The organism is Streptomyces sp. NPDC050388 (genome assembly GCF_040655635.1).
In the GTDB taxonomy this organism is placed as follows: domain Bacteria; phylum Actinomycetota; class Actinomycetes; order Streptomycetales; family Streptomycetaceae; genus Streptomyces.
On sequence record NZ_JBFAKH010000004.1, the window covers coordinates 164,519 to 186,764 of the forward strand.

Consider the following 22,246-nt stretch of genomic DNA (forward strand, 5'->3'; position numbering starts at 1 on the left):
GCCGCGGACCAGGACCGATCGCCGTCGTCAGGGCTGTACGGGCATGCTCCGGCAGGTGGAGGCGGCCCGCTTGCCGGACAGCCGGTCGGTCAGCCAGTCGATGGCGCTGCCCTGGTCGGTCAGCAGCGGTGCGAAGTGGTTGAGCAGTGGGCTGCCGACGTCGGGCAGGACGACGGCCTTGTAGGTGACGTCGGCGCCCTTGCGGCACCAGTCGACGGCGAGGCCGCGGGCCTGTCCGTGCGGTACGAGGTCGTCGCTGACGCCCGTCGCCACGCGGACGGGACCGGACGGTTTCAGCGTGCCGATGCGCTGGCTGTCCAGGAACGCCCGGAGGGCCGGCGTGGCGGCGATGATGTCGCTGATGGAGCGCCCGTCGCGGGTCCATCGGGTGCTCTTGGCGTAGCCATGGCCGAAGAGGGCGTCGCCGAGGCACATCGTCGACAGGTCGGTGAGCGCCGCCTTGCCGACGGCGTTCAGATGTGCCTCGGCGAGGGGTCTCAGGGACGGGTCGGACTGGAGGAAGCCGTTCAGCGACCAGCCCAGCGCACCCGCCAGTTCACTGCCGTCGATGGCCCTGGTGACCGAGGTCAGATCGGCGGGCGGCGCTCCGGCGTACGTCCCGGCGAGGGGGACGTCGGGGGCGTAGGAGGGCTGGAGTTCGGCGGCCGCCGCACTCGCCCCGCCGCCCTGGCTGTATCCGAAGAGCCCGACCGGGGAGTCGGCGGTGACCGAGGCTCCGCGCACCGAGCGGACGGCGCGGACGGCGTCCAGGACCGCGTGGGCCTCGTCGACCCGGTTCACGTAGGTGTGCAGCCGGTCGGTCGTGCCCAGGCCCGCGTAGTCGGTGACGACCACGGCGACGCCCTTCGCGAGGAGGCGGTGGATCGTCAGGTTCTCGTAACCGACGGACACCGTCCGGCCGTTGAGCGTCAGCGGGCGCTCGAGCCCCAGGGACGCGGCGCACTGGTCGCCCTGCCCCATGGTGCCGGGTGCCACCGCGACCAGGGGCCGGGGCCCGCGGCCCTTCCAGCGGGCGGCCGGTTCGAGGTAGGCGCCGGTGACGGCGACCGGTTGCCCGCTGGAGTCGGTGGACTTGTACATCAGCCGGGTCGCGCTTCCCGGCAGCCGACCCTTGAGGCCGGGCAGGCTCAGGGCCAGCGGGAGGGGCTCGCTCCGGACGAGGGTGCCGTCGGCGGCGGGCAGGTGGGCGGGCGGGTGGTAGAACGCGGGGATGGTGACGCCCCGGGACACGACCTCGTCCGTCGCCGCGGCGGGGACGGCGGCGATCGCTTGGGCGCCGATGCAGGCGGCGGCGGTGACCGTCGCGGCCAGAAGCCTGGTGCGCGGGCGTGGGGGCATGGCGAACCTCCTGTGAAGCAGCAGGCGGGAAGCGGCCTCCGCGCCGCTCGGGGGGTGGTTCGAACTGAACTTACCTAGGGGTAAGTTACTCGCGGTAGCAGTCGGGAGGTCACGGTTCGGCAATGCGCCCGCAGGCGCAGGGCCCGGCGCGCGGTCGACGGCCTGGTGTCACCACCCGTGGGAGTCCGGTGACCTGACGCCACGTCCGTACGGCGCGCCCGCCCGCTTTCCCTCCGGAGGCCACGGATGACCGCCCCCGCCCCCGCCCCCGGTTCCGGCGTCCCGGTCCGTGTCCTGGACGGAAGGGAGGCGGCCCGCCTGCCCGGCCGGACCGGGCGCCGCCGGGCCGATGAAGGTCCTGGTGGTCACCGCCTTCGACCTCGACGAGCACGTGTACGAGGCGCTGTCCGCCCCGGCGCCTCGCGAGACCGAGGCGCCGAAACCCGTCGCCGAGAGGCTGTCGAACGCCGAGACCGCTGCCCGGGTGGTCATCGGCCGCGAGACCGTCGAGACGTACGTGTCGCACATCCCGACCGAGCTCGACCCGCGCGACCGGGGCCTGCCCTACCCCTTGGCGGACGGGCGGCGGCGCCCCTGGCCGGGACGGCCGCGTCGGCCGCGGGACGAGGACCCGGAACGCGCGGGCTTGTTCTGGGCGGGCGGCGGAGCGAGGACGACGGGTACGCCCGAGGGAGCCTGGGCTCCGGTGATGCGGTTCAGCTCGGTCCCGCCGGGGCGTACCCGGGTGGTCTGCGGGGTGATGCCGGCGTCGTTCATCAGACGGGTCATGTCGCGGCGCTGGTGCGGCAGGACCAGGGTGACGACGGTACCGGACTCACCGGCGCGGGCGGTGCGCCCGCCGCGGTGCAGGTAGTCCTTGTGGTCGCCGGGCGGGTCGACGTTGACGACGAGGTCCAGGTTGTCGACGTGGATGCCGCGGGCCGCGACGTTGGTGGCCACCAGGACCGTGACGTGGCCGTCCTTGAACTGGGTCAGGGTCCGGGTGCGCTGGGACTGGGACTTCCCGCCGTGCAGGGCCGAGGCGCGCACCCCGACGGCGAGGAGCTTCTTGGCCAGCCGGTCGGCGGCGTGCTTGGTGTCCAGGAACATGATCACGCGCCCGTCGCGGGCGGCGATCTCCGTGGTGGTGGCGTGCTTGTCGTCGTCGTCCACATGCAGCAGGTGGTGCTCCATCGTGGTGACCGCGCCCGCGGACGGGTCGACCGAGTGGACCACGGGATCGTGGAGGTAGGTGCGCACCAGACGGTCGACATTGCGGTCCAGCGTGGCGGAGAACAGCATGCGCTGGCCCTCGGGGCGCACCTGGTCGAGCAGGGCGGTCACCTGCGGCATGAAGCCCATGTCGGCCATCTGGTCCGCCTCGTCCAGGACGGTGACGGCGACCTGGTCCAGGCGGCAGTCGTCCCGGTCGATGAGGTCCTTGAGCCGGCCGGGTGTCGCGACGACGACCTCGGCCCCGGCGCGCAGGGCGCTCACCTGCCGGCCGATCGACACCCCGCCGACCACGGTGGCGATGCGCAGGCGCAGTGCGCGTGCGTAGGGGGTGAGGGCGTCGGTGACCTGCTGGGCGAGTTCCCGGGTGGGTACGAGGACGAGGGCCAGCGGCTGCCGGGGCTCGGCCCGCTGCCCGTCGGTGCGGGCCAGCAGGGCGAGGCCGAAGGCGAGCGTCTTGCCCGAGCCGGTGCGCCCGCGGCCCAGCACGTCCCGGCCGGCCAGCGAGTTCGGCAGCGTCGCGGCCTGGATCGGGAACGGGGTGGTCACTCCCTCGGCTCCGAGGGCGGTCAACAGCCTCTCGGGCATGTCGAGTTCGGAGAAGGACTCGACCGGCTCCAGCGCCGGGGTGAGGGTGACCGGCGGGGCGAACTCCCCACCGGACGCGACGGGACGGCCTCCGCGGCCTCCGCGGCCGCCGCCGTGCCCGGCCTTGCCCGAACGGGAAGCGGCGCCCTGGCGGCCCGTCCCCTGCGAGCGGACGCGACCGCCCCGGCCGGAGCCCGTGGGGGCCTTGTCCGTACGGGAGCGGGAGGAGGTGTTGTTCGAACGGGCTGTGCGGTTGCGGTTCATGCGGAACCTTCCTCGATGCGGCACGTATCGAGGAATTCCTCCCGGCGGGGACCTGCGCGGCCGCATGAGGATTCGCAAGAATGAGCCGAAGTAACAGGGAGACGAAGAATCGGTCGGCGGCCGGGAGTGTCGGATCGCAGGAGCGAGAGCGGGGCGCGCCGTGGGTGCGGGAACGGCACCGGCTTCGTTGCCGGGCCGAGGACCGGGGGGAGAGGGAGAACGCAGTGGGCCGGGGCCCGCATCACAGAAGTGCGGGTCCCGGCCACGCGCCGTGCGTCGGCGTCGACGTCAGGCGGGAACGATGTTCTCGGCCTGCGGGCCCTTCTGGCCCTGCGTGACGTCGAAAGTCACCTTCTGGCCCTCCTGAAGCTCGCGGAAGCCGGAGGTGGCGATGTTCGAGTAGTGGGCGAACACGTCGGGGCCGCCGCCGTCCTGCTCGATGAAGCCGAAGCCCTTTTCCGCGTTGAACCACTTCACGGTGCCAGATGCCATATTGAATCTCCCTTGAGGGCAGTGCTCGGGGCCCACACCTTGTGGGCCCGTCGTTGCAGCAACGATCCACCCGGCCGTATTCCTGGTGAGCCGCGAAGCTCTCCAGCAACAAAAAAGAGTGCTCGTCGACGGAAGGCCGGAAGAGCACTCGAAGTCTCTGGGTCTCTGGTAACCGAAACTGCAACTCTTCACGGTAGCACGGCCCCCGGTGTGCGCCGGCTCGGTCGCGCGCAGGACTGGACCAATGTCGCGCCGGCCCTCATGATGGTCGCAGTGTGAGAATGGGCATGACAACTCAGCCTCGGGGTGGTGACCGTGCGCGGATTCTTCGGCAGGGCGGCTCTGGCCACCGTACTCGTCCTGGCGCCCCTGGCGCCCGCCGCGACCGCGGCGCCGCAGGGGCCCGCCCCCGGGCCGGCGTCCGCCTCCGCCGAGGACTGGACGGCGCCCCTCAGCACCCGGGGCCGCTGGATCGTCGACGCGGACGGTGACCGTTTCAAGCTGCGCTCCGGCAACTGGCACGGAGCCAGCGGCACGTGGAACGGCTCGGGAAGCAGGGACGAGGACGCCCGGCACCACGCCGGGGAGAACGCCGGCCGGATGCCCCTCGGCCTGGACCGCGCCCCCATGGCCGAGATCATCTCCGGCTTCCAGGAGATCGGGATCAACAGCATCCGGCTGCCCTTCTCCAACGAGATGATCCACGACGGCCGTCCCGTCACGGACGGCTCCGTCGCCGCGAACCCCGCCCTGCGCGGAAAGACCCCGCTCCAGGTCTACGACGTCGTGGTCCGCGAACTCACCGCCTCCGGACTCGCGGTGATCCTCAACAACCACACCAACACCACCCGTTGGTGCTGCGGCGTCGACGGCAACGAACGCTGGAACGCGAGCCGGTCCACCGAGAAGTGGGAGGACGACTGGCTGTTCATGGCCCGCCGCTACAAGGACAACCAGCGGGTCGTGGGCGCCGACCTGTACAACGAGGTCCGCCGCACCGTCTGGGACGACCCCAACTGGGGCCTGGGCGACCAGCACGACTGGTTCACCGCCTCCCAGCGCCTGGGCGACCGCATCCTGACGGAGGCGAACGCCGACCTCCTCATCATCGTCGAGGGCATCAACTGGACCGGCATCCCCGTGGACGGCTTCGCGCACGGACGCCCCACACTGGAGCCCGTACGCCGGCTCTCGCACACCCTCGTCGACTCCGGCAAGCTCGTGTACTCCGCCCACTTCTACGGCTACACCGGCCCTCACCACAGCGGTGCCACCGGAATCGGCGAGACCACCGACCCCCGCTACCAGGACCTCGCCCCCGCCGAACTGATCGACGTACTGAACCGCCAGGCCTTCTACGTGTCGGCCGAACAGGACCGGCACTTCACCGCCCCTGTCTGGATCAGCGAGTTCGGTGTCGGAGGCCGCGGTGAGACGGGTGCCGGACAGCGGGCCTGGTTCGAGAACTTCGTCGACCACCTGATCCGTACCGACGCCGACTTCGCGTACTGGCCGCTCGTCGGCTGGCACGACAACCGCGCGGGCAACGGCTGGGCGCTGCTGCACTGGGACGCCGCGGGCCGCCGCATGGGCCTCTACGACGGCGACGACTGGCGTGCCGCCGCCTGGACCCGGCTCATCGGGGCCTCCGGTCGCACCGGCCGCATCAGCCCCGTGGCCGACTGGTCGATGCTCAGCCCCGACCACGCCGACTTCGTCGCCTCGCGGCGCATGCGCGCGCTCCCCGACTGGGACTCCGGCGCCCGCAAGGCCGTCTGCCCCGACGGACAGCGCCTCCTCGGCCTCAGCCACACGGGCAACCGGGGCCTGTGCTCCGACGTGACCGCCGGGCCCTTGTGGGACCCGGCCCGCGGACACCGGGTGGTCACCGACGAGCGGCACGTCGCTCCGGGCGGCGACTGGGCGTCCGGCTACACCAAACTCCAGTGCCCCGACGGGTACTTCCTCACCGGTTACAGCGTCCGCGGCTCCGCCGTCTCGGCCGCCCTGTGCGCGGCCGCCCGGCCCGGCGCGATCACCGCCACGACCGGCCGCACGGTCTGGTTCGACCGGGGCGACAACAGGGGGCCGGCCCCCGGCGGCGGCGACTTCGCGCACGGCCACCACAAGGGCCAGTGCGCGGACGGCGAGTACGCCGCCGGCATCGCCCACACCGGCCGTTTCGGCTCCTTCCGGACCCCGGACGCGCTGTACTGCCGCACCCTCGGCTGACCGGTCCCCCGTGGTCGAGGGGCGGGCGGTCCCGGAGCTCGGGGCGCGGCGGGAAGCGCGGTTCCCGTCACGGGAAGTCGATCTCCTTCGCCGTGGTGACCCGGGCGCCCATGTTGCGCTCCATCATCTCCAGGGCGGCGGACTCCAGATGGGGATGGATGGAGGCGACGGCGTCCCTGGGCACGGTGACCTCCAGGTGGCGGATGTGTGCGTCCAGGGCGGAGTAGAGGACGCACTGCTCGGTGACCTGACCGCTCAGCACCACGTGTCCGACGCCCAGCCGCCACAGGAGGTAGGACAGGGGTGTCTCGTAGAAGACGGAATGGCGGGCCTTCACCACGAAGAGCGATTCGTCGTCGGGCGTTATCGGCTCGATCAGGTCGGCATGGGGCCGGGCCAGAGCGGTGGCCACGAGTTCCCCCTGGTGGGAGCGCCACAGGCCGAAGTTGTCGTTCGCGTAGATCACCGGCACGTCCGCCCCGCGGGCCCGTCCGATCAGCTCCGCCAGGACGGGTACGACACGTCGGACGGACGGGACGAGCAGCTCGGCGTCCTCGTGCTCGTAGGTGTTGATCATGTCGATCACGACGAGAGCGAGGTTCGTCGTGCCCGCGGGCCGGTCCATGGTTCCACCGCCGTCCCTCGTGTGGGTCAGTCGCGCAGTCGCGGCAGGACCTTCGTGCGGTAGAAGTCGAAGAAGCCCTGCTGCTCCTTGCCGATCTGGTTGACGTACACGGTGTCGAATCCCGCGTCGACGAACGCCGACAGGGCCTCGATGTGCGTGTCCGGGTGGTCACCGCACGGTACGGCGGCCGCCACCCGGTCCTCGGTGACCAACTCGGACGCCTGCTCGAAGTGGCGTGGGGTCGGCAGGATCTGCGGGAGCTCCCCGGGCAGTTGCTCGTTGGCCCACAGGCGGTGTGCGGTGCGCAGCGCCTCCTGCCGGTCCGCGCCCCAGCACACCTTCAGTCCGCCGTACACCGGCTTGGTGCCGCCGCCACCGCGGCGGAAGCGCTCGACCATGGCGGCGTCGGGCGCCGTCGTGATCAGGCCGTCGCCGATGCGTGCCGCGACCTCGGCGGCCTGCGGGCCGAAGGCGGAGACGTCGACGGGCACCGGTTCGTCGGGCAGGGTGTACAGCCGGGCGTTCTCCACGGTGTAGTGCTTGCCGCGGTGGCTGGTCTGCTCGCCGGTGAACAGCTGCCGGATGATCTGGACCGCCTCCTCCAGCATCTCCAGGCGTACCGACGCCTCGGGCCAGGGTGTGCCCAGGATGTGCTCGTTGAGCGCCTCGCCGGTGCCCACCCCCAGTCGGAAACGGCCACCCAGCTGGGCGGCGGAGGTGGCGGCCGCCTGGGCGGTCACCGCGGGATGAGTCCGTACGAGTGGGCAGGTCACCGCCGTTTCGACGGGCAGCGAGACGGCCTGCGACAGGGCGCCGATCACCGTCCACACGAACGGGCTCTGGCCCTGCCGGTCGTTCCACGGATGGTAGTGGTCCGAGATCCAGAGGGAGTCGAAGCCGGCCTGTTCGGCCATTCTGGCCTGCTCGACGAGTTCAGCCGGGCTGTGCTCCTCGCACGACAGGAAGTATCCGAAGTCGGCCATCTTCTCTCCCGTCTCCCATGTGAGGCGTGTGGCGATCGGGGACGTACCGCCGAGTACCCGGTGGTCCGAGGCCTAACAGCGCGCGGGCGCGGCGTGCGGGGAGTCGGGTTCCCGCGGCCCGGCCCCATGCCGTCGGGCTCCCGGCGGGGGTGGAACACACTCGCCTCGCCGGGCCCCCTTTTATGGATGAGGCGGCACTACTGGTGGGGCTTCGCTGCGCTGATGTCGCCGAGAGCCGACTCGGGGTCGCGTTCGGCGGTGCTCTCACCGTCGCTGGGCCTGCCGGGCACCCGGCGGAGTCCGTTCCCCGCACCGTCGCCGGCGGATCCGGTCACCGGGGATCCGGGAAGCCGGGAAGCGCCCGAGACGTCCCTGACGGCGTTACAGGAGTGGGGCGAGGGGTACCGGGGACGAGGCGGCGGACGCCGTCGGTGTGTGCTGGGAGGCGTACATGGAGGCTGCAGAGGCTTCGGTGGACCGGATCGCCCACCCCTGGGGCAGCCGTACCCCTTACGGTGCGCACGAGTCGTGGCCCGTACGCGTGGACACGTATCTCGAGCCGGGTGTCGAGGCGAGCCGGGTGCAACGATGGGTGCAGGCCTCGTCGCTCCTCCACTCCGACGGGGACGCGCTCGGACTCGACGAGGGCGATCTGGTCGAGGTCACCACACCCCGTGGCGCCCTGCGGGGCCGGCTCCGGGTGACCGACATCCGTACGGGGCTGCTGTTCGTCCCCTTCCACTACGGCTACTGGGACACCGAGGCCGGGCACGGCCCGGACGGCGGAACACCCGGGCGCGCCGCGAACGAGGCGACGATCACCGACTGGGACCCCGCGTCGAAGCAGCCGTTGTTCAAGACCGCCGCGGCCGCGCTGCGCCTGGTGGAACGCGCGGACGGCCACCACGCCCCCGCACCGACCACCACCGCCTCGGCCGCCTCCCGCGCCGACGCCGTACCGCCCACCACCGGCGGAACGCCCGCCCTCGCCACCCAGTCGGGCGACGCTTTTCCGGACCGTGGGGAGGAAGCCCGGTGAACGGTCTCACCCTCACCCTCCGCACGCTCCACCACGGCGAGCGACGCCTCGCCGGGCAGCTGACGACCGTGGCCGAACGCCACCGCACCGAACACGAGGTCCACCACGTCGCCACAGACCTCGCCCACTGGTCCCGCGAACACGCCCGGCGCCTGACCGGCATCGGCCACGACCACGGCCTGCACCTCGGTGATGTTCCTGAGGCCCCCTTCCCGGGGCTGTTGTCGGCGCTCAGGGAGAAGACGGCCGAAGCGGTGGGGCACCGCCCCGAGCCCGGTCTGCTGCTCCTGCGGGACCTCCGGGATCTGCACCTGGGCGCCGCGGAGAACTCCCTGCACTGGGAGATGCTCGCGCAGCTCGCACAGGCCACCAAGGACGAGGGGCTGCTCGCCGTGGTCTCCGAGTGCCACCCGCAGACCCTGCGGCAGATGCGCTGGACCAACACCCTGATCAAGACCCTCGCCCCGCAGGTCCTGACGAGCCTGTGACCGGCTGCGGCCTCCCCGGGGCCCCGGAGCCTGCGGTCACGGAACATGTTGTACCCTCCAAGCATTTTGCTGATCTTGTGTGCGGGGGGCGCGCTGGTCGTGGTTGCCTTCCCGCGGTCGAAGGGGGCACACGATGAGGATCATGGGAAGAGCCGTCGCCGCCGCGGTGGCTGTCGGGCTGCTGACGGCCTGCGGCAGCGGCGGTGACGACGGATCGGCGGGGAACGAGGGTTCGGGCGGCTCCTCGTCGAGCCCCGGGGCCTCCTCGAAGCCGTCGGTGAAGGCACCGGAGGGCTTCGACACCTCCAAGGGCTGGAGCGCCTCCCTCGACTGGCTCCCGGAGGAGCGCGACGCCAGGGTGGCCTCCCTCCCGCCCGTGGAGGCCGTGCCCCGGGCGGGCGTCGTCGCCCTCCTCCAGCGCAAGGACGAGGGCTACGTCGTCGAAGCGCGCGACGCGGCCACCGGCACGCTCCGCTGGAGCAGCGCCGTGTGGCAGCCGCCGGCCCCGGTGGACGGCGAAGGCCAGGTCTCGCCGCCCCGGCTTCTCGTGGTGGACCAGGACGGCCGTGAGTACGTCACCCTCTGGGCCTACGGCGAGGACCAGGCGGACTCCGATGAAGCCGCCTCCGGTAACCGTGTCTCCCCTGTGGATCCCTCGGGTGAAAGTGCTTCTGACGACACGGAATCAGGGACGATCTCTCTCGCCTTCTACTTGGCCGACTCATCGGGCAAGGACGTCGCTCCCGCCCGTACCATCGCCATTCCGGCCGACGTCGGTAACGCCCGCGTCGAGGTCGGTGACGGCGGAAACGGGGTCGTGGTGGCCTGGGTCCCCCCGAGCAGCGTGGACCGCAGTTCCGCGTCGATCGACATCTCGGCGAATCGCGTGCAGACGTATGAGGAGGACCAGGTGGAACTGCCTCCGGTCTGTGTGAACGAGGGCTGGGAGAACTGCATCGGCGGCACGGTGGCCGGGCTCTCTCCGGACGGTCCGCTGATGTCGCTCGTTATAGGCGGCTTCGGGGTGGCCGGATCCTGGCTGTCGCGTGACGCCGTTCCGCCGGGCGTCAACCCGCACAAAGCGGACAAGGCCGGCCGCGTGCTCGAGATCATCGGGGACCACGTGGTCTCCACCTGGCCCTCCTTCAAGGGGTCGGATGTCACGGCCATGCACGACCTGAAGTCCGGGAAGCTGGAGATGTCCGCGCCATGCAACGTGAAGGCCGGACCGGAGTACACCCCCGTCCGGACCGCCGCGTCGCCGAACGGCCGCTACGTCGTCAAGGGCGCCCTCGCCTTCGACTTCGAGCGGGACCAGGCGTACTGCCTGGACGACGAGTCGGCGGGCATCCGCCTGCTGTCCGTCGGCGACGACGGTGTCGCCCACGGCTACCGGCAGAGTCCGGGTGCGTCCGGGTACGACCCCGTCTCCTTCTCGCTCGAAACCGGTGAAATCCAGGACCTGCCGGAGGACACCGAGGTCCCGTTCCTGATGCTGCAGGACGTGGGAGGGTTCGTCCTTCCCGCGGACGGCCCCGGGCGGCAGCTCGTCTTCCACCCCCGCCGCTGAACACCCCGGCGACGCCCCGGCCGCCGCACCGGCGCCGAGTCCTGCCCGGTGTCCGGTCCACGGCCGGGGCGTCGTTCACGGGGGTCTCCTTCGCACCGGGCCGGCCCTCGCGGTCAAGGGGCCGCCGTCCCGAGCCGGGGCCCGGGCCCGGGCGGTTGGGCCGAAGAGCGGATGCCGGCTTCCAGCGGCCTGTCCCCGCGCAGTGCGGTGGCCCCCCGGCGCCAGGCGCCGAGCAGCCTGGCCGCCAGGCGGTCCTCGAGGTGGGCGGTCGCGCGGATCCCGAACACCACCTCGGCATCCAGGTGCGGTTCGCCCTCCAGGAGCCCGCCGACGACGTCGTGGCGTACGACCTGCTCGTGCACCGCGTCCGCCTCCACGTGCTCGGCGTAGAACCGTACGGCCGCCGGGCCCGCGCCCACGCGGCGCAGCGCCTCGGCGAGGCGGCGCGAACCCGGGGACGAGGTCGTCTCGACGGCGGCGAAGTGCCCGACGAGCGCCGCACGCAGGGCGCGGTGCAGGCCGAACAGGGACATCAGGTTGACGGTGGCGAGCGCCTCGGCCGGCGCGGCGTCGACGTAGTGGCCGTACGCCGTGTCCAGCCGCAGGTCCTCCATGAGGTCGGCGAACAGTTCCGCGTGGATCTCGTCGGCGCGGCCCGCACCGAACTCGTCGAACTCGACGGCGACCATGGCGGCCTTGGCCCGTCCGTGGAGCCGCGGGAGGACCCAGGCGTGCGGATCCGCCTCCTTGAGGTGGTACAGCGAACGCAGCGCGGCGTACTCACGCAGGTGCTCGAGGCTGCCCTCGTCGCGGAGGAAGTGGGAGACGCCGCCGCCGTCGTCGCCGACCGGTTCGAGCTGGAGTTCGTCCAGCGCCTGCCGGGCCGTGTCCGTGTCGTCCACCGGCACGTCCTCGCGCAGCGCGCTCAGGAAGCGACGCTCGAGCGCACCGCGACAGGCCAGCAGGCCGCTGTCCCACTCGAGGCTGTCGGGGACGCCCTGGAACCCCTGGTAGTGCAGTTCGTAGAGGACGTAGAGGGCGAGTTGCAGGTCGTCGCCGTAGGCGGCACACCGCTCGGGAGACGGCACACCCCCGGCGTCCGCGCTTGCGGGGTCCGATCCCCGCAGCAGGGCCGTCACCGCGGCGGAGAGCGGGCCGCGCGGCTCGGGCAGCGGCGGGGACAGCAGCCGGAGCCGGCGTCGGGCGGCGGAGCCGGTCACGGGGCCTCGCCCTCCTTCACGCGACCCGGTTCCGTGTCGGGCCGTTCGGGATGTCCAGGGTGTTCGGGCCGGTCGGGCCGATCGGGCTGTTCGGGCTGTTCGGTCCGTTCGCCACGGGAGCCCGGGCCGGAGGGTTTGCAGCGGCGCCGATGGCTGGTGTCGCACCAGGGGAAGATGCGGCTCCGGCGACAGGTGCAGACGGCCACGGTGAAGCGCTGGGAGACCATCACCTCGCCGTGCTCGTCGACCACTTCGACCGGCCCCTCGATGAGCAGCGGCCCGTCGCGCTGGACGCGGACGCGGCGAGGACGTTCAGGCGTGTTCGGCACGGATGACCACCAGCTCCTCCGTCGTTCCGTCGGCCGTCAGACCCTGCTCGCGCAGCCAGGCGAGCCGGGAGCGCAGCACCCGGCCGAAGGGCAGCCGGGCCCGGTCGACCACCTCCGGGCGCAGACCGGCTCCCTCCAGACGGGTCAGGGAGGCGTCGACGCCGCACAGGTGCGAGTGCACGATCAGGAGCGTCCCCGTCGGCCGCAGGACCGTCGGCGCGCTGTCGCAGATGCGGTCGATCAGCAGGCGGCCGTCCGACCCGGCGTCCCAGGCCCGGGCGGGGCCCCGCGGCGGCGCGGTGCTCGGAGCGGGCACGTAGGGCGGATTGGTGATCACCAGGTCGAAGCGGCGGCCGGGCACGGCCGTCGCCAGGTCGCCGTGGCGCACCCGCAGGGACTGCCCGTTCAGCCGGGCGTTCCACCAGGTGGTGGCGAGCGCCCTCCACGAGATGTCGACCGCGGTGACCCGGCCGCCGAGCCGGGCCGCCTCCACCGCGAGCAGGCCGCTTCCGGTGCCGAGGTCCAGTACGTCCGTCTCTCCTGTGATCCGCTCGCGGCGCAACGCCCGCCTCAGGAGCCCGGTGTCGGTCTGCGGGGTGTACACGCCCCGGGGGACCCAGCAGCGGAGACGGGGGGCGGCGGTGAGGGATCCGGCCTGCTCGGAGGCCGGCAGGGGGGCTGTCATGGGCGCCTCTCTCAGCCACCTGCCCGCAAGGGCATCGCCGACAGGGCCCGCGCGACACCGAGGAGGTTGTCGGCCATGGCGTGACCGGTGCTGTGCGCCCAGTCGCGGCCCCGCTGCTCGTCCAGGTAGTCGGGCCCCGGACCGGGGCCGAGGTGCCAGTACGTCCAGGCCTGGCCGGGGATCGTGTAGCCGATGTCGGCGAGGCCCCCCGAGATCTCGCTGATGACGTGGTGCGCGCCGTCCTCGTTCCCGGTGACCACCACGCCGGCCACCCGGTTGTAGGCGACGGGGCGGTCCTCGTCGTCGGTCTCGGACATCATCGCGTCCATGCGTTCGAGGACGCGCTGCGCCACCGAGGACGGCCGGCCCAGCCAGGTGGGCGAGGCGATGATCAGGATCTCGGACTCCAGGAGCTTCGAGTGGACCCGAGGCCACTCGTCGCCGTCGCCGGCGTCGGTGACCACGCCGGGGGCGATGTCGAGGTCGACCGCCCGCACGGACGTGACCTGCACGTTCTGTTCCGAGAGCCGCTCCGCGACCACGGAGGCCAGCGCCTCGGTGTTGGAAGGCTCGGGGGACCGCTTGAGGGTGCAGTTGACGACGAGTGCTTTCACGACCGCTCCGGCATCGGGGACAGGTGGCCCGCTGCGCGCACATCCACCGGCAGCGCCCCACGAGTACCCCGTGGCGCCGGACGTAACGAGCTCGAAGGAGTCGCCGACCCGCCCCCGGTGTTCCTGCGACGCCACCTTGGCTCCGGGCCACGGCGGACGTCTCGACCGGCGACTGCTCTCAGTGGCGCAGGTGATCCAGGAGCCCGCCGGGAACGGGGCGGGGCGGCTCGTGGGGAAGAAGCCGCCGGGCTGCTTCCAGGCCGCCGTCCCGCACACGCCCGTGGATCTCGTGCGCGAGAGCGGTGGTGCCGGCGACGGAGAGCGTCCCCTCGTCCGCGTGGCGGCGTGCCGCCTCACCGGCGAGCCCGAGCCGCAGCGAGCGGTGGGCGAGCGGCCGCAGGTGCACATCGCGCTCGGGGTCCCGCTGGACCCGCGCCGGCGCCCGCCCGGTCGTTCGATGTGGCTGACGGCGTGGCGAGCCAGGTGTGGGCAAGAGCGGTCGCGGCCTGATCAGAGCACCGCGAGTGCTTTGTCTATGCGCCGCGACGTGCCCTTGTGCGTGACCCGTCTGCTCAGGGTCTCCAGTTCCGTCCGTGCTGCCCGATTCCCGAGCAGAGCCAGCGCGACGATGCCCGCCTCAGCCACTTGGGGCGAGCGGGGAGCGTCTCCGGACCGATGATCCAGGGAGGTCTCGACGAGGCCGACGAGAGCATGGACGGTGTCCGGCCGAGGCGGAAGGAGGGAAAGCATCCAAGCGAGTCCACGGAGCACGTGGGAGTTGTAGGGGTCGAAACACGCGTTCACATCGAACGGGAGGTGCGGATGACCGAGAAGCGGGAAGGTTCGATCCAGATGAGCCGGCTCCAACCATCTGAGTACTGCCCGTCGCGCCTCCTCCGGGCCAACGGCGTCCAGCAGGGCCGATCCGGTCCGTCTCCACTTCGCTGATGGTGCGTAGGCCGTCGCGGGGGCCGCATGCTCCAGCAGCCGCTGCCACGGCTCTCCTCCGGCAGTTGCTTCCTTGAGAGCCGCGTCGGCCCACGGTTCACCGGGATTGAGCACCGGACCGGGAAAATGAGCCAGTAGGTTCCGCATTCCGGGCTCCGCGCCGTTCGCGGCCGCCCGCGTGCGACGGAAGCCCGGCAGGTTCGCCGCCGCACTTGTGCGCCGGAAGGCGGCCAGGACGGCCGTGTCGGGAGTACGTCCGGCTGCGAGTTCCGCATCGGCCAGTTCCCAGATCCGGTGGGTCGACCAGATGAGGTATTGGTCCTTCAACCGGGAGAGCTGTTCCTGGCGTTCGGCAGCCAACAGGTCCCCGTCGAGGCCACGGACGACTCCGGAAGCGACCATGAGTAGTTCGGTGCGGAGGTACCCCGGATCCCGCCTGAACTCCTCGGCCGAGCAGTCGTCTTCCACGTGGGCGTACCAACGGGCCCATATGCCGGCGAGCTCCAGCCGGTCCTTGTCGGGCAGTGCGCGTAGGAGCTCCATGTTCTCGAACCCCACACCCGTCATGGAGCCGTTGTTGCAGGCGGCCCGCATGACGGCGCGAGACAGCTCAGGCAGAGCGCCGCGCTCCGCGAGGGCCCGGTATTGAGCGGCCTGTTCTGCCAGGACCTGGGTGTTCCCCATCCATCTGCTCATGGCCGGCAGCCTAGAAAGGGCCACTGACATCGAACGTGTCCCCACCCGTGGGGCTCAGGCGTTCTCCCGCCTCCGAAGAGCGTCCATGACCCCGAACGCAGGCGACCGACAGGAGTCTGTCAACGCGGCTTGATGACCCACGTCAAGCCTCGCTCACGAACCTTTGGTGGCGGCGTGAAGCAAGAAGCGCCTACAGACGGCCGTCCGGTCCCACGCAGGACTCGCACGCACCACAGAGAACCAGCTCGATCGGTCGGGTCTCGCGCAGCGTTCCAGGGTTGCCGCAGCGCTCGCAGATGTGCTCGCTGGCGGCCGTGAACTCGGCCACCAGCGCGTTGAGCCTGACCGCCTCGTCGGACGTCCAGTTTCCACCCTGCTTCCACGGCCGAGGAAACGCCTGGAAGGCCAGGACCGCCCACTTCTGCTTCACCGCCAGAAGCTCGTACTCGGGAAACGCCGCGACGACCGCCTCGTGGCACCGCAGCACAAGGGCCCGCCACCCGGGTCCCACATCGAACTCGAACGAGGGGTCACGGAGGTGGCGCCTGAGCGGTTCCAGTTCGGCAGCATGCGCTGCCCCAGGACGGCTGTTCATCTCTTCGATCCCTTCGTATCGAACGCCCGCACCCGTACGGGATCGAGGTGGATTTCGTACGGGCCCATGCAGTCGGCAGCGAGGGTGGCGACGAGGACACCGCATCCACAGGCCATGGTGCGGCCCCCGGTGCCGAGCGGACCGCAGCAGCCCCAGTGCGAGCCACCCTGATCCAGCAGCCGCAGAGCGGGTACGTCTTGAGGATGCACGACGACGCTGTTCCTCAGGCCGGCCGGGGCCCAATCGCTCAGCTCGGGCGGCATGAGTAGTCGGCGCGAATGGTGCTGCCGAGGTTCGTCGGTCGGCGGGGTGAACGGTGCGTCCCACGGCTCGGGATCAACGGCATGGTGCCCTCGCGGCACGCTGGAGGGGGCCAGACGCGTCTCCTCGTCCCGATCCTTGTCACGGCCCGAGACTTCTGGCACGGAGGGCAGCTCCACCAAGTCCGGGGTGAGTTCGACTCCGCACTTCGCGCAGTGGAAGACCGTCATACATGCCGTTGTAGCCGTCAAGCACTGCCGGCGCATCCTCGTTTCCGATGAGCGGCAGCACCGGCACGGGCGGTCACATCCCTCGGAGTGGTGCAACTGGCTTCGACCGTCTGACCAAGGCTCGCTCCGCACAGGTCGGTCACGTAGTGCCCTAACAGACAACGTTCGCCCTGGCTCGACGCTCGGCACCCTCACGCTCGGCTTCCCAAGCCATGGTTTTGAGCTCGCTGAGGTGGTGGCGGGTGCATCGGCCACCGGTAGCATCCGGATTGTGCCGCCTCAGACATGGATCCGTTTCGATACCACTGAACGGAGGAGGTACTGGTGGCGGGCCGGACTCACGACGCTGACCTTCCTCGGCATGGCGTTGGCGGTAGGGCTCTCTGCACCGGCCGCTGAGCGATGGTGGTGGGTCGGCGGCGTCGCAGTGTTTTGTTCGCCCATGATCTTCTCCATGATCAACCAGGGGTACGGTGCGACGCTCCTCACGACCGAGGGCATGGAGTTGCACACTCTTTTCCGTCGCAGATCAGTGCCCTGGGGTGAGGTTGCGGAGATTGAGGAGCGTTGCCTGCCGGCGCGGAGTGGCACGCGGTCGGAGGTGCGGATCGTCCGGGATCGCGGAAGGGCGCTCACGGTTCCGGGCACCCTCACCGCCCGCATGCACGACCCCAGGTTCGAGGCGAAGTTGGCGACGATCCGGCAGTACAGGGCTCGTGCGGCCGGCAATTGATGCCGCATCAGGTAGTCGACGGGGCAAGCGTCGACTGATGCGGCAGTAGCCGTGCTCCACCCTTGCGCAAGCCTGTCCAAAAGAGTTGATGCAGGCCAGGCCTCAGGCGGCATGTCGCTGCCGGGGGCTGCGAACGCGGCATGATGACCCACGTCAAGCAGGGTTCAAAGACCTTGCACATCTCCCCGCCACGGCTGGAACGCGAGCATGGACAAAAAGATAAGCACGGCCATCTGGTCCGGTGACCCCAACGGCCGGGGTGGATACTCCACCTACACGAAGTCCTGTCCGCGCATCGAGAAGTTCCGGACCATCATCGGCACCCCTGCCGGGAAGACCGATCTGCTGACCGCGTACAAGGTCGACGCAACCAGAGCATGGCGGTAGTCGACCCCAAGTGCTGAATCCTGGGTCGAATCCCGTACACGCGGCGCAGGGAAGGGAAGGGAGTGAGCGTAACGGCCAGGACACCAGCCGAGCAGGCACTCGCCCGTTCGTACACGGCCGGTGACGGCAGTGTGAGGTTCGATATCGCCGATCTGTCGGTGGAGCACCGTCCGGGCGGTGTCGCCGTGCTGGAATACCGGATCACGGTGGAACGCCCGGGACGACAGGACGAACGCTGGGCGGTCACACTTCTCTGGGACGACAGCTCCTTCACTGACGTCCTCGTCTCATCGGCCCCGGACTCCGAGCGGCTTGAGCAACTTGTGTACATCGTGCGTGCGTTGCTGGAGGAGTGGTGGGACACGAAGGGCCACAATCGGCAGTCGGCAAAGATGGGGCGCCGCCTTCCCTGAAGGCTCCGCTCGAGCCCCGGCCCACCTGGTGACACCGTCGTGGGCTGCCCTCCCAGCTCTCCCATTCCCGGGCGGTGCTCACGCCGCCGGGAGTCGGTCGGAGCCGGGTCGGCAGCCGACGGCTGACGTCATCCCTGCCGCACCGGCTGCTCCTGCTTTGCCGCCGTGCCCTCTGAGACCGGCAACTCGCACGGTGCTGCGGCTGGCGTGCTCCGTTGCAGCGAGCAGTGGTCGAAAATCGGTGGCCACCTGAGCCGGTCGACCCCACGCTGTACGCCATGGAAGAACCGCACCGCGGGATCCGCGCGCTCCACACGGCATCCACGATCACCGTCTACCAGGCGTACGCCCCTGAAATCGGACTGCCTGCCGCCCACGACGGCCGCTTTCCGTCCGCGTGGCTGCGGGATCGCATGACGTGGATCAAGCCCAGCTTCCTGTGGATGATGTACCGCTCCAACTGGGGCACGAGCACCGGACAGGAGACCGTTCTTGCCGTGGAGATCGCGCGCGACGGCTTCGACTGGGCGCTGCGCCACGCCTGTCTGTCGAGCTACGTCCGCGGGCTGCACGCTGATCGAAGCACCTGGCAGCGCGACCTCAAGCGCGCCCCGGCCCGTGTCCAATGGGATCCTGAACGCGACCTGAACCTGCGTCCCCTGTCGTACCGCTCGCTGCAACTCGGTCTCTCGGGCGAGGCAGCGACGCGTTACGCGGACGAGTGGACCCTGTCCATCAGGGACGTGACGCCACTCGCCCGCGAAATCCGCACGCTCGTCAGTCGCGGTGATACGGCCTCCGCGACACGACTGCTTCCCCGGGAACAGAGATATCCCGCCAGCGAAGAACTGCTGGCCCACCTGTGTCCCTGACCAGCAATCCGGGCAGGGGGGAGGCCGGCATCGCCCAGGGGGCACATGGCAGCACAGGCTCGCCGGAACGGAGGACAAGCTCCCACCGCAGGGCTGCTGACCGTCCCACCCGCGAGGCGAGGTACACGCTGGCGGCCGCTCCCGGTCATGCGAGCAGCACGGATGAGGTCTGTGAACACGCCTTGATGACCCACGTCAAGCCGTGTTCACGACCCTTTTCCCGCTCGGCTTGGTGGCCCCACCGCAGCAACACTGTCCATCGTGGTGACGGACCGGAGCGAACTGCTCAGCCGGTCGGCCGTGGACAGGACCGGGCGTGAGGACAGGGTGTGCTCCGGTCTGCCTCGTGATCCGGGGTGCTCGTCGAGTTACATGGTCATGGCCGTGGGTGGGGGCTTGCCGGGTACGTCCCGCCACGTCTGCACAGTGGGGGCGTCCAGCGTGCGAGTCGGCTTGCAGGAGAAGCCGCCGACCGGGGTGGGCTGCCCACGGCGTCCGGCGGCGCGGAGCGAGACGCCGGGTCGCGGCATCACCCTGATGGACCAGAGCAGGACGTCCCGTCGAAACCCCTGACAGGCTTCCACCGCCCGCAGGCGCGCTCGAGCAGTGGGCCGACAACGCCGTGATCGCGGGGCGCCAGTGTGTTCCGTGGCGGCCGGCGGCCGCCATGCGCATCCACCGGGGCGATGCGACGATCATCGGTAACCGGCAGCCGACCGCACACGGGCCCGAGCCCGCCGAGGGCCCGGCCCGGAGGCCACTGATGCCATGCTCCGATGACCTGAGCCGAGGTGAGAAGCCCAGTGATCAGCAGGAGGCTCGTCCTTCAGGCCACTCTGGCGGGCGGAACGTCACTCTTTTCCGTCCCTGGTACGGCGATGCCGCGGGCTTCGCCGGCGGAAGCAGAAGTCCTCGATCCGGCGGCGATACGGAAGTACGTGGCCGAACTTGTGATACCCCCCGTCATGCCGCTGGACAACCGGGCCGGCCAGGACATCTACACGATCGGCATCCGGCAGTTCCGGCAGCAGGTACTCCCCCCGGGCATGCCGGCCACAACGGTGTTCGGATACGGCTCGACCGGGCATCCCGAAACGTTCCACTCTCCCGCGTTCACCATCGAAGCCCGGTACGGACGAGCGGTCCAGGTCAGGTGGGTCAATCAACTGGTCGACACCAACGGCGGATACCTGCCGCATCTGCTCCCGGTCGATCCCGCACTCCACTGGGCGAACCCACCGGGCGGGGCCGAGCGACGGGACTCCCGACCCACGTTCACCTCGACACCCGGGCCGTACGGCGGACCGGTTCCCGTCGTCACCCACCTGCACGGCGGGGCGAACACGGAGGAGAGCGACGGATACGCCGAGGCCTGGTACCTGCCCGACGCGCAGGGCATTCCCCCCGGTTACGCCCGAGTCGGATCCTTCTACGAGGAGTTCGCGAAGAAGTCCGAGGCGAAGTTCGGTGTGTCTTGGGGCCCGGGCGAGGCCGTCTTCCACTACGCCAACCACAGCCGGGCCGCCACCCTGTGGTTCCACGACCACACCCTGGGCATCACCCGGCTGAACGTGTACGCCGGAATGTCGGGCTTCTACCTGCTGCGCGGCGGGCCGTCGGACCTGGGGGAAGGTGTTCTGCCCGGCCCCGCGCCGAGGCTCGGTGACCCGTCCGGCACGCGCTACTACGAGATCCCGGTCGTCATCCAGGACCGCTCGTTCCGCACCGACGGGACCCTGTTCTATCCGGCGAGCCGGGCGCTCTTCGACGGGTTCAAGGGCCCTTACGTGCCCGGCAGCGACATACCGCCGATCTGGAACCCGGAGTACTTCGGCAACGCGATGGTCACCAACGGCAGGACCTGGCCGGTGCTGCCCGTGGAGCCGCGCCGCTACCGGTTCCGGTTCCTCAACGGCTGCAACGCACGTACCCTGGTCCTGAAGATCGCCACTGATGGATCGGCTCGCAGGCCGGTACCGGCAAAGCTCTCCCTGTGGCAGGTCGGAAGTGACGGAGGCTTCCTGCCCGCACCCGTTCGGCGCGACCAACTGCTGCTCGCCCCGGCCGAACGCGCTGACGTCGTCGTCGACTTCTCCTCGACCCCGGTCGGCACGGAGCTGTACCTGATCAACGAGGGACCGGACGCCGTGTTCACGGGAGGCACGGTCGGGACCGACTTCCCCGCGGCGAACCCGAAGACCACCGGGCAGGTCATGAAATTCGTGATCAAACCACTCGTCACGGCGGACACATCGACGCCTCCCGTACAGCTCACGCTGCCACCCTTCGAGCCCCTCGGCGCAGCAGACCGCACCCGACAGGTCAGTCTCGGCGAGGTGGCCTCGGCCCGCGTGCCGGGCGTGAGCCCCCGCGAGGTTCTGCTCGGCGTCATCGGTCCGAACGGCAAACCGAGACTACTGGGATGGGCCGATCCCATCACGGAGAACCCCGCCGTGGGATCGACGGAGATCTGGGAGATCCACAACCTGACGACGGACGCCCACCCCATTCACATCCACGAAGTGCAGTTCCAGGTCGTCGACAGGCAAACGCTCCCGGCCGGCGGCCGTCGTCCCCCGGAGGCGTGGGAGCGCGGCTTCAAGGACACGGTGCTCGCCTATCCGCACGAGACAACCCGGGTCAAGGTGCGCTTCGGTCAGCCAGGCCGGTACATGTGGCACTGCCACCTCCTGGAACACGAGGACAACGAAATGATGCGCCCCATGCGCGTCGGTCCGGCCTGACATTCGATCAGAAAACCGCTGGAACCCACCGCTGGAAATCGACTTCGAAGTGCCCGTCGACGTTGTGGTCCGGTTACTTGCCGACCCCGACGGCTGTGTACGTGCCATGGCAGCCGCGCACCCCGCGCTGCCAGTCGACCTCATCCTCCAAAGCTGCGCAAATCCGGAGATCGCCTCCCGCGCCCTCAGCAACCCAAGTCTTCCCACGGAAGCCATGCACCAATAGCTGGACGCTGCAGGAACCCCTCGCTGACGCGGACAGATCCAGAAGCTCAGAGCACGTCCTCTCATGGCGCAACAGCGCTGTCGGTCCCGCTCGCAAGCCACCTGCTGTCCTCTTCGGGCACCCGACTGGTTCGCCCCGCGAGACGACCGCAGCCCGGCAAACCTTCCCCGGCACGCCAACATGGATGACGTCTGTGAGCACGGCTTGGTGATCCAGGTCATCCGGTCCCGCTTCCAAGCCGCCGGGAAGCTACCCTCCCGGGCTGCGGGCCGGCCGGTCTGCGGTGGGTGCGCCTGGTGGGCGACGACCGTGGAGTCGGTGTGTCTGGACTTTCCCCGTGACGTTGGACACTCGATGCTTACGCCGCGAGGGCGTGTCCTTGCTCGTGCCGCTGCCGGATCTCCAGCGGGGTCAGGTAGC

The 22,246-nt window shown here is 70.5% G+C and carries 21 protein-coding genes and 2 pseudogenes; 9 read left to right on the forward strand and 14 right to left on the reverse strand.

Features of this window, described 5'->3' with window-relative positions:
* Positions 1–27: 27 nt before the first annotated feature.
* From AB0I73_RS04070 to AB0I73_RS04080, 3 genes are all read right to left on the reverse strand, one after another.
* The gene (locus tag AB0I73_RS04070) at positions 28–1,359 is read right to left on the reverse strand and encodes a lipase family protein (RefSeq protein ID WP_363033516.1); all 1,332 of its coding nucleotides are present in this window, start codon (positions 1,357–1,359) and stop codon (positions 28–30) included.
* Positions 1,360–1,923: 564 nt separating this feature from the next.
* Positions 1,924–3,444 carry a DEAD/DEAH box helicase gene (locus AB0I73_RS04075; RefSeq protein ID WP_363033518.1) on the reverse strand — a complete coding sequence of 507 codons (1,521 nt, stop codon included), beginning with the start codon at positions 3,442–3,444 and terminating at the stop codon, positions 1,924–1,926.
* Positions 3,445–3,732: 288 nt separating this feature from the next.
* Positions 3,733–3,936, reverse strand: a complete 204-nt coding sequence (locus tag AB0I73_RS04080; RefSeq protein WP_109379033.1) for a cold-shock protein — start codon at positions 3,934–3,936, stop codon at positions 3,733–3,735.
* Between the two features lie 306 nt (positions 3,937–4,242).
* Between AB0I73_RS04080 and AB0I73_RS04085 the strand changes: the two genes are divergently transcribed.
* Positions 4,243–6,168: a cellulase family glycosylhydrolase gene (locus tag AB0I73_RS04085; protein WP_363033520.1), complete on the forward strand. Its 1,926-nt coding sequence runs from the start codon at positions 4,243–4,245 to the stop codon at positions 6,166–6,168.
* A 67-nt stretch (positions 6,169–6,235) separates the two neighbouring features.
* Here AB0I73_RS04085 and AB0I73_RS04090 read toward each other — a convergent pair whose 3' ends face one another.
* The 3 genes from AB0I73_RS04090 to AB0I73_RS04100 form a co-directional block, all read right to left on the reverse strand.
* A complete protein-coding gene (locus AB0I73_RS04090; RefSeq protein ID WP_363033522.1) occupies positions 6,236–6,793 on the reverse strand; it encodes an isochorismatase family cysteine hydrolase in 558 nt (185 codons plus the stop codon).
* Positions 6,794–6,819: 26 nt separating this feature from the next.
* Positions 6,820–7,776 (reverse strand): TIGR03557 family F420-dependent LLM class oxidoreductase, encoded by a 957-nt coding sequence (locus AB0I73_RS04095; protein WP_363033524.1) that lies wholly within the window; start codon positions 7,774–7,776, stop codon positions 6,820–6,822.
* Positions 7,777–7,973: 197 nt separating this feature from the next.
* The gene (locus tag AB0I73_RS04100; protein ID WP_363033526.1) at positions 7,974–8,111 is read right to left on the reverse strand and encodes a hypothetical protein; all 138 of its coding nucleotides are present in this window, start codon (positions 8,109–8,111) and stop codon (positions 7,974–7,976) included.
* Positions 8,112–8,365: 254 nt separating this feature from the next.
* On the opposite strand from AB0I73_RS04100, the pseudogene AB0I73_RS04105 reads away from it, so the two are divergent.
* The 3 genes and pseudogenes from AB0I73_RS04105 to AB0I73_RS04115 all read left to right on the forward strand — a co-directional run.
* A pseudogene (locus AB0I73_RS04105) lies at positions 8,366–8,815 on the forward strand (molybdopterin dinucleotide binding domain-containing protein); the annotation flags it as partial.
* A complete protein-coding gene (locus tag AB0I73_RS04110) occupies positions 8,812–9,303 on the forward strand; it encodes a hypothetical protein (protein ID WP_363033528.1) in 492 nt (163 codons plus the stop codon). The pseudogene AB0I73_RS04105 and the gene AB0I73_RS04110, both read left to right, overlap by 4 nt.
* A gap of 142 nt (positions 9,304–9,445) precedes the next feature.
* On the forward strand, positions 9,446–10,873 hold the full coding sequence (locus AB0I73_RS04115) for a hypothetical protein (RefSeq protein WP_363033530.1): 1,428 nt from the start codon (positions 9,446–9,448) through the stop codon (positions 10,871–10,873).
* Between the two features lie 113 nt (positions 10,874–10,986).
* Here the strand turns inward: AB0I73_RS04115 and AB0I73_RS04120 are convergent, their stop codons facing one another.
* The 8 genes and pseudogenes from AB0I73_RS04120 to AB0I73_RS04155 form a co-directional block, all read right to left on the reverse strand.
* A complete protein-coding gene (locus AB0I73_RS04120) occupies positions 10,987–12,093 on the reverse strand; it encodes an iron-containing redox enzyme family protein (protein WP_363033532.1) in 1,107 nt (368 codons plus the stop codon).
* On the reverse strand, positions 12,090–12,422 hold the full coding sequence (locus AB0I73_RS04125; RefSeq protein WP_363033534.1) for a CDGSH iron-sulfur domain-containing protein: 333 nt from the start codon (positions 12,420–12,422) through the stop codon (positions 12,090–12,092). The genes AB0I73_RS04120 and AB0I73_RS04125 overlap by 4 nt, the downstream gene beginning before the upstream one ends.
* A complete protein-coding gene (locus AB0I73_RS04130; RefSeq protein ID WP_363033536.1) occupies positions 12,406–13,107 on the reverse strand; it encodes a HemK2/MTQ2 family protein methyltransferase in 702 nt (233 codons plus the stop codon). The genes AB0I73_RS04125 and AB0I73_RS04130 overlap by 17 nt, the downstream gene beginning before the upstream one ends.
* Before the next feature lie 11 nt (positions 13,108–13,118).
* Positions 13,119–13,721 carry a flavodoxin family protein gene (locus AB0I73_RS04135; protein ID WP_363033538.1) on the reverse strand — a complete coding sequence of 201 codons (603 nt, stop codon included), beginning with the start codon at positions 13,719–13,721 and terminating at the stop codon, positions 13,119–13,121.
* 178 nt (positions 13,722–13,899) lie between these two features.
* Positions 13,900–14,178, reverse strand: a pseudogene (locus AB0I73_RS04140) (DUF4291 family protein); the annotation flags it as partial.
* Between the two features lie 53 nt (positions 14,179–14,231).
* Positions 14,232–15,365 (reverse strand): hypothetical protein, encoded by a 1,134-nt coding sequence (locus tag AB0I73_RS04145; RefSeq protein WP_363033540.1) that lies wholly within the window; start codon positions 15,363–15,365, stop codon positions 14,232–14,234.
* A 190-nt stretch (positions 15,366–15,555) separates the two neighbouring features.
* Positions 15,556–15,960 carry a hypothetical protein gene (locus AB0I73_RS04150; protein WP_363033542.1) on the reverse strand — a complete coding sequence of 135 codons (405 nt, stop codon included), beginning with the start codon at positions 15,958–15,960 and terminating at the stop codon, positions 15,556–15,558.
* A complete protein-coding gene (locus AB0I73_RS04155; RefSeq protein ID WP_363033544.1) occupies positions 15,957–16,451 on the reverse strand; it encodes a hypothetical protein in 495 nt (164 codons plus the stop codon). Before AB0I73_RS04155 ends, AB0I73_RS04150 begins: the two co-directional genes overlap by 4 nt.
* Before the next feature lie 442 nt (positions 16,452–16,893).
* Here AB0I73_RS04155 and AB0I73_RS04160 point away from each other — a divergent pair, with 442 nt between their 5' ends.
* The 5 genes from AB0I73_RS04160 (at position 16,894) to AB0I73_RS04180 (ending at position 21,600) form a co-directional block, all read left to right on the forward strand.
* Positions 16,894–17,184: a PH domain-containing protein gene (locus AB0I73_RS04160; RefSeq protein WP_363033546.1), complete on the forward strand. Its 291-nt coding sequence runs from the start codon at positions 16,894–16,896 to the stop codon at positions 17,182–17,184.
* A gap of 207 nt (positions 17,185–17,391) precedes the next feature.
* Positions 17,392–17,571, forward strand: a complete 180-nt coding sequence (locus AB0I73_RS04165) for a hypothetical protein (protein ID WP_363033548.1) — start codon at positions 17,392–17,394, stop codon at positions 17,569–17,571.
* Between the two features lie 62 nt (positions 17,572–17,633).
* Positions 17,634–17,984 (forward strand): hypothetical protein, encoded by a 351-nt coding sequence (locus AB0I73_RS04170; protein ID WP_363033550.1) that lies wholly within the window; start codon positions 17,634–17,636, stop codon positions 17,982–17,984.
* Positions 17,985–18,262: 278 nt separating this feature from the next.
* Entirely contained in the window at positions 18,263–18,856 is a 594-nt protein-coding gene (locus AB0I73_RS04175; RefSeq protein ID WP_363033552.1) for a DUF4291 domain-containing protein, read from the forward strand.
* Positions 18,857–19,794: 938 nt separating this feature from the next.
* Complete coding sequence (locus AB0I73_RS04180) at positions 19,795–21,600, forward strand: multicopper oxidase (protein WP_363033554.1); 1,806 nt, start codon at positions 19,795–19,797, stop codon at positions 21,598–21,600.
* The last annotated feature ends 646 nt before the right edge of the window (positions 21,601–22,246 follow it).

Coding starts and splice junctions, on each gene's coding strand:
- AB0I73_RS04150 (WP_363033542.1), bottom strand. CDS start 15,960: ATGAACAGCCGTCCTGGGGCAGCGCATGCTGCCGAACTGGAACCGCTC.
- AB0I73_RS04145 (WP_363033540.1), bottom strand. CDS start 15,365: ATGAGCAGATGGATGGGGAACACCCAGGTCCTGGCAGAACAGGCCGCT.
- AB0I73_RS04165 (WP_363033548.1), top strand. CDS start 17,392: ATGGACAAAAAGATAAGCACGGCCATCTGGTCCGGTGACCCCAACGGC.
- AB0I73_RS04075 (WP_363033518.1), bottom strand. CDS start 3,444: ATGAACCGCAACCGCACAGCCCGTTCGAACAACACCTCCTCCCGCTCC.
- AB0I73_RS04090 (WP_363033522.1), bottom strand. CDS start 6,793: ATGGACCGGCCCGCGGGCACGACGAACCTCGCTCTCGTCGTGATCGAC.
- AB0I73_RS04080 (WP_109379033.1), bottom strand. CDS start 3,936: ATGGCATCTGGCACCGTGAAGTGGTTCAACGCGGAAAAGGGCTTCGGC.
- AB0I73_RS04155 (WP_363033544.1), bottom strand. CDS start 16,451: ATGACGGTCTTCCACTGCGCGAAGTGCGGAGTCGAACTCACCCCGGAC.
- AB0I73_RS04095 (WP_363033524.1), bottom strand. CDS start 7,776: ATGGCCGACTTCGGATACTTCCTGTCGTGCGAGGAGCACAGCCCGGCT.
- AB0I73_RS04115 (WP_363033530.1), top strand. CDS start 9,446: ATGGGAAGAGCCGTCGCCGCCGCGGTGGCTGTCGGGCTGCTGACGGCC.
- AB0I73_RS04160 (WP_363033546.1), top strand. CDS start 16,894: ATGATCTTCTCCATGATCAACCAGGGGTACGGTGCGACGCTCCTCACG.
- AB0I73_RS04070 (WP_363033516.1), bottom strand. CDS start 1,359: ATGCCCCCACGCCCGCGCACCAGGCTTCTGGCCGCGACGGTCACCGCC.
- AB0I73_RS04130 (WP_363033536.1), bottom strand. CDS start 13,107: ATGACAGCCCCCCTGCCGGCCTCCGAGCAGGCCGGATCCCTCACCGCC.
- AB0I73_RS04175 (WP_363033552.1), top strand. CDS start 18,263: ATGGAAGAACCGCACCGCGGGATCCGCGCGCTCCACACGGCATCCACG.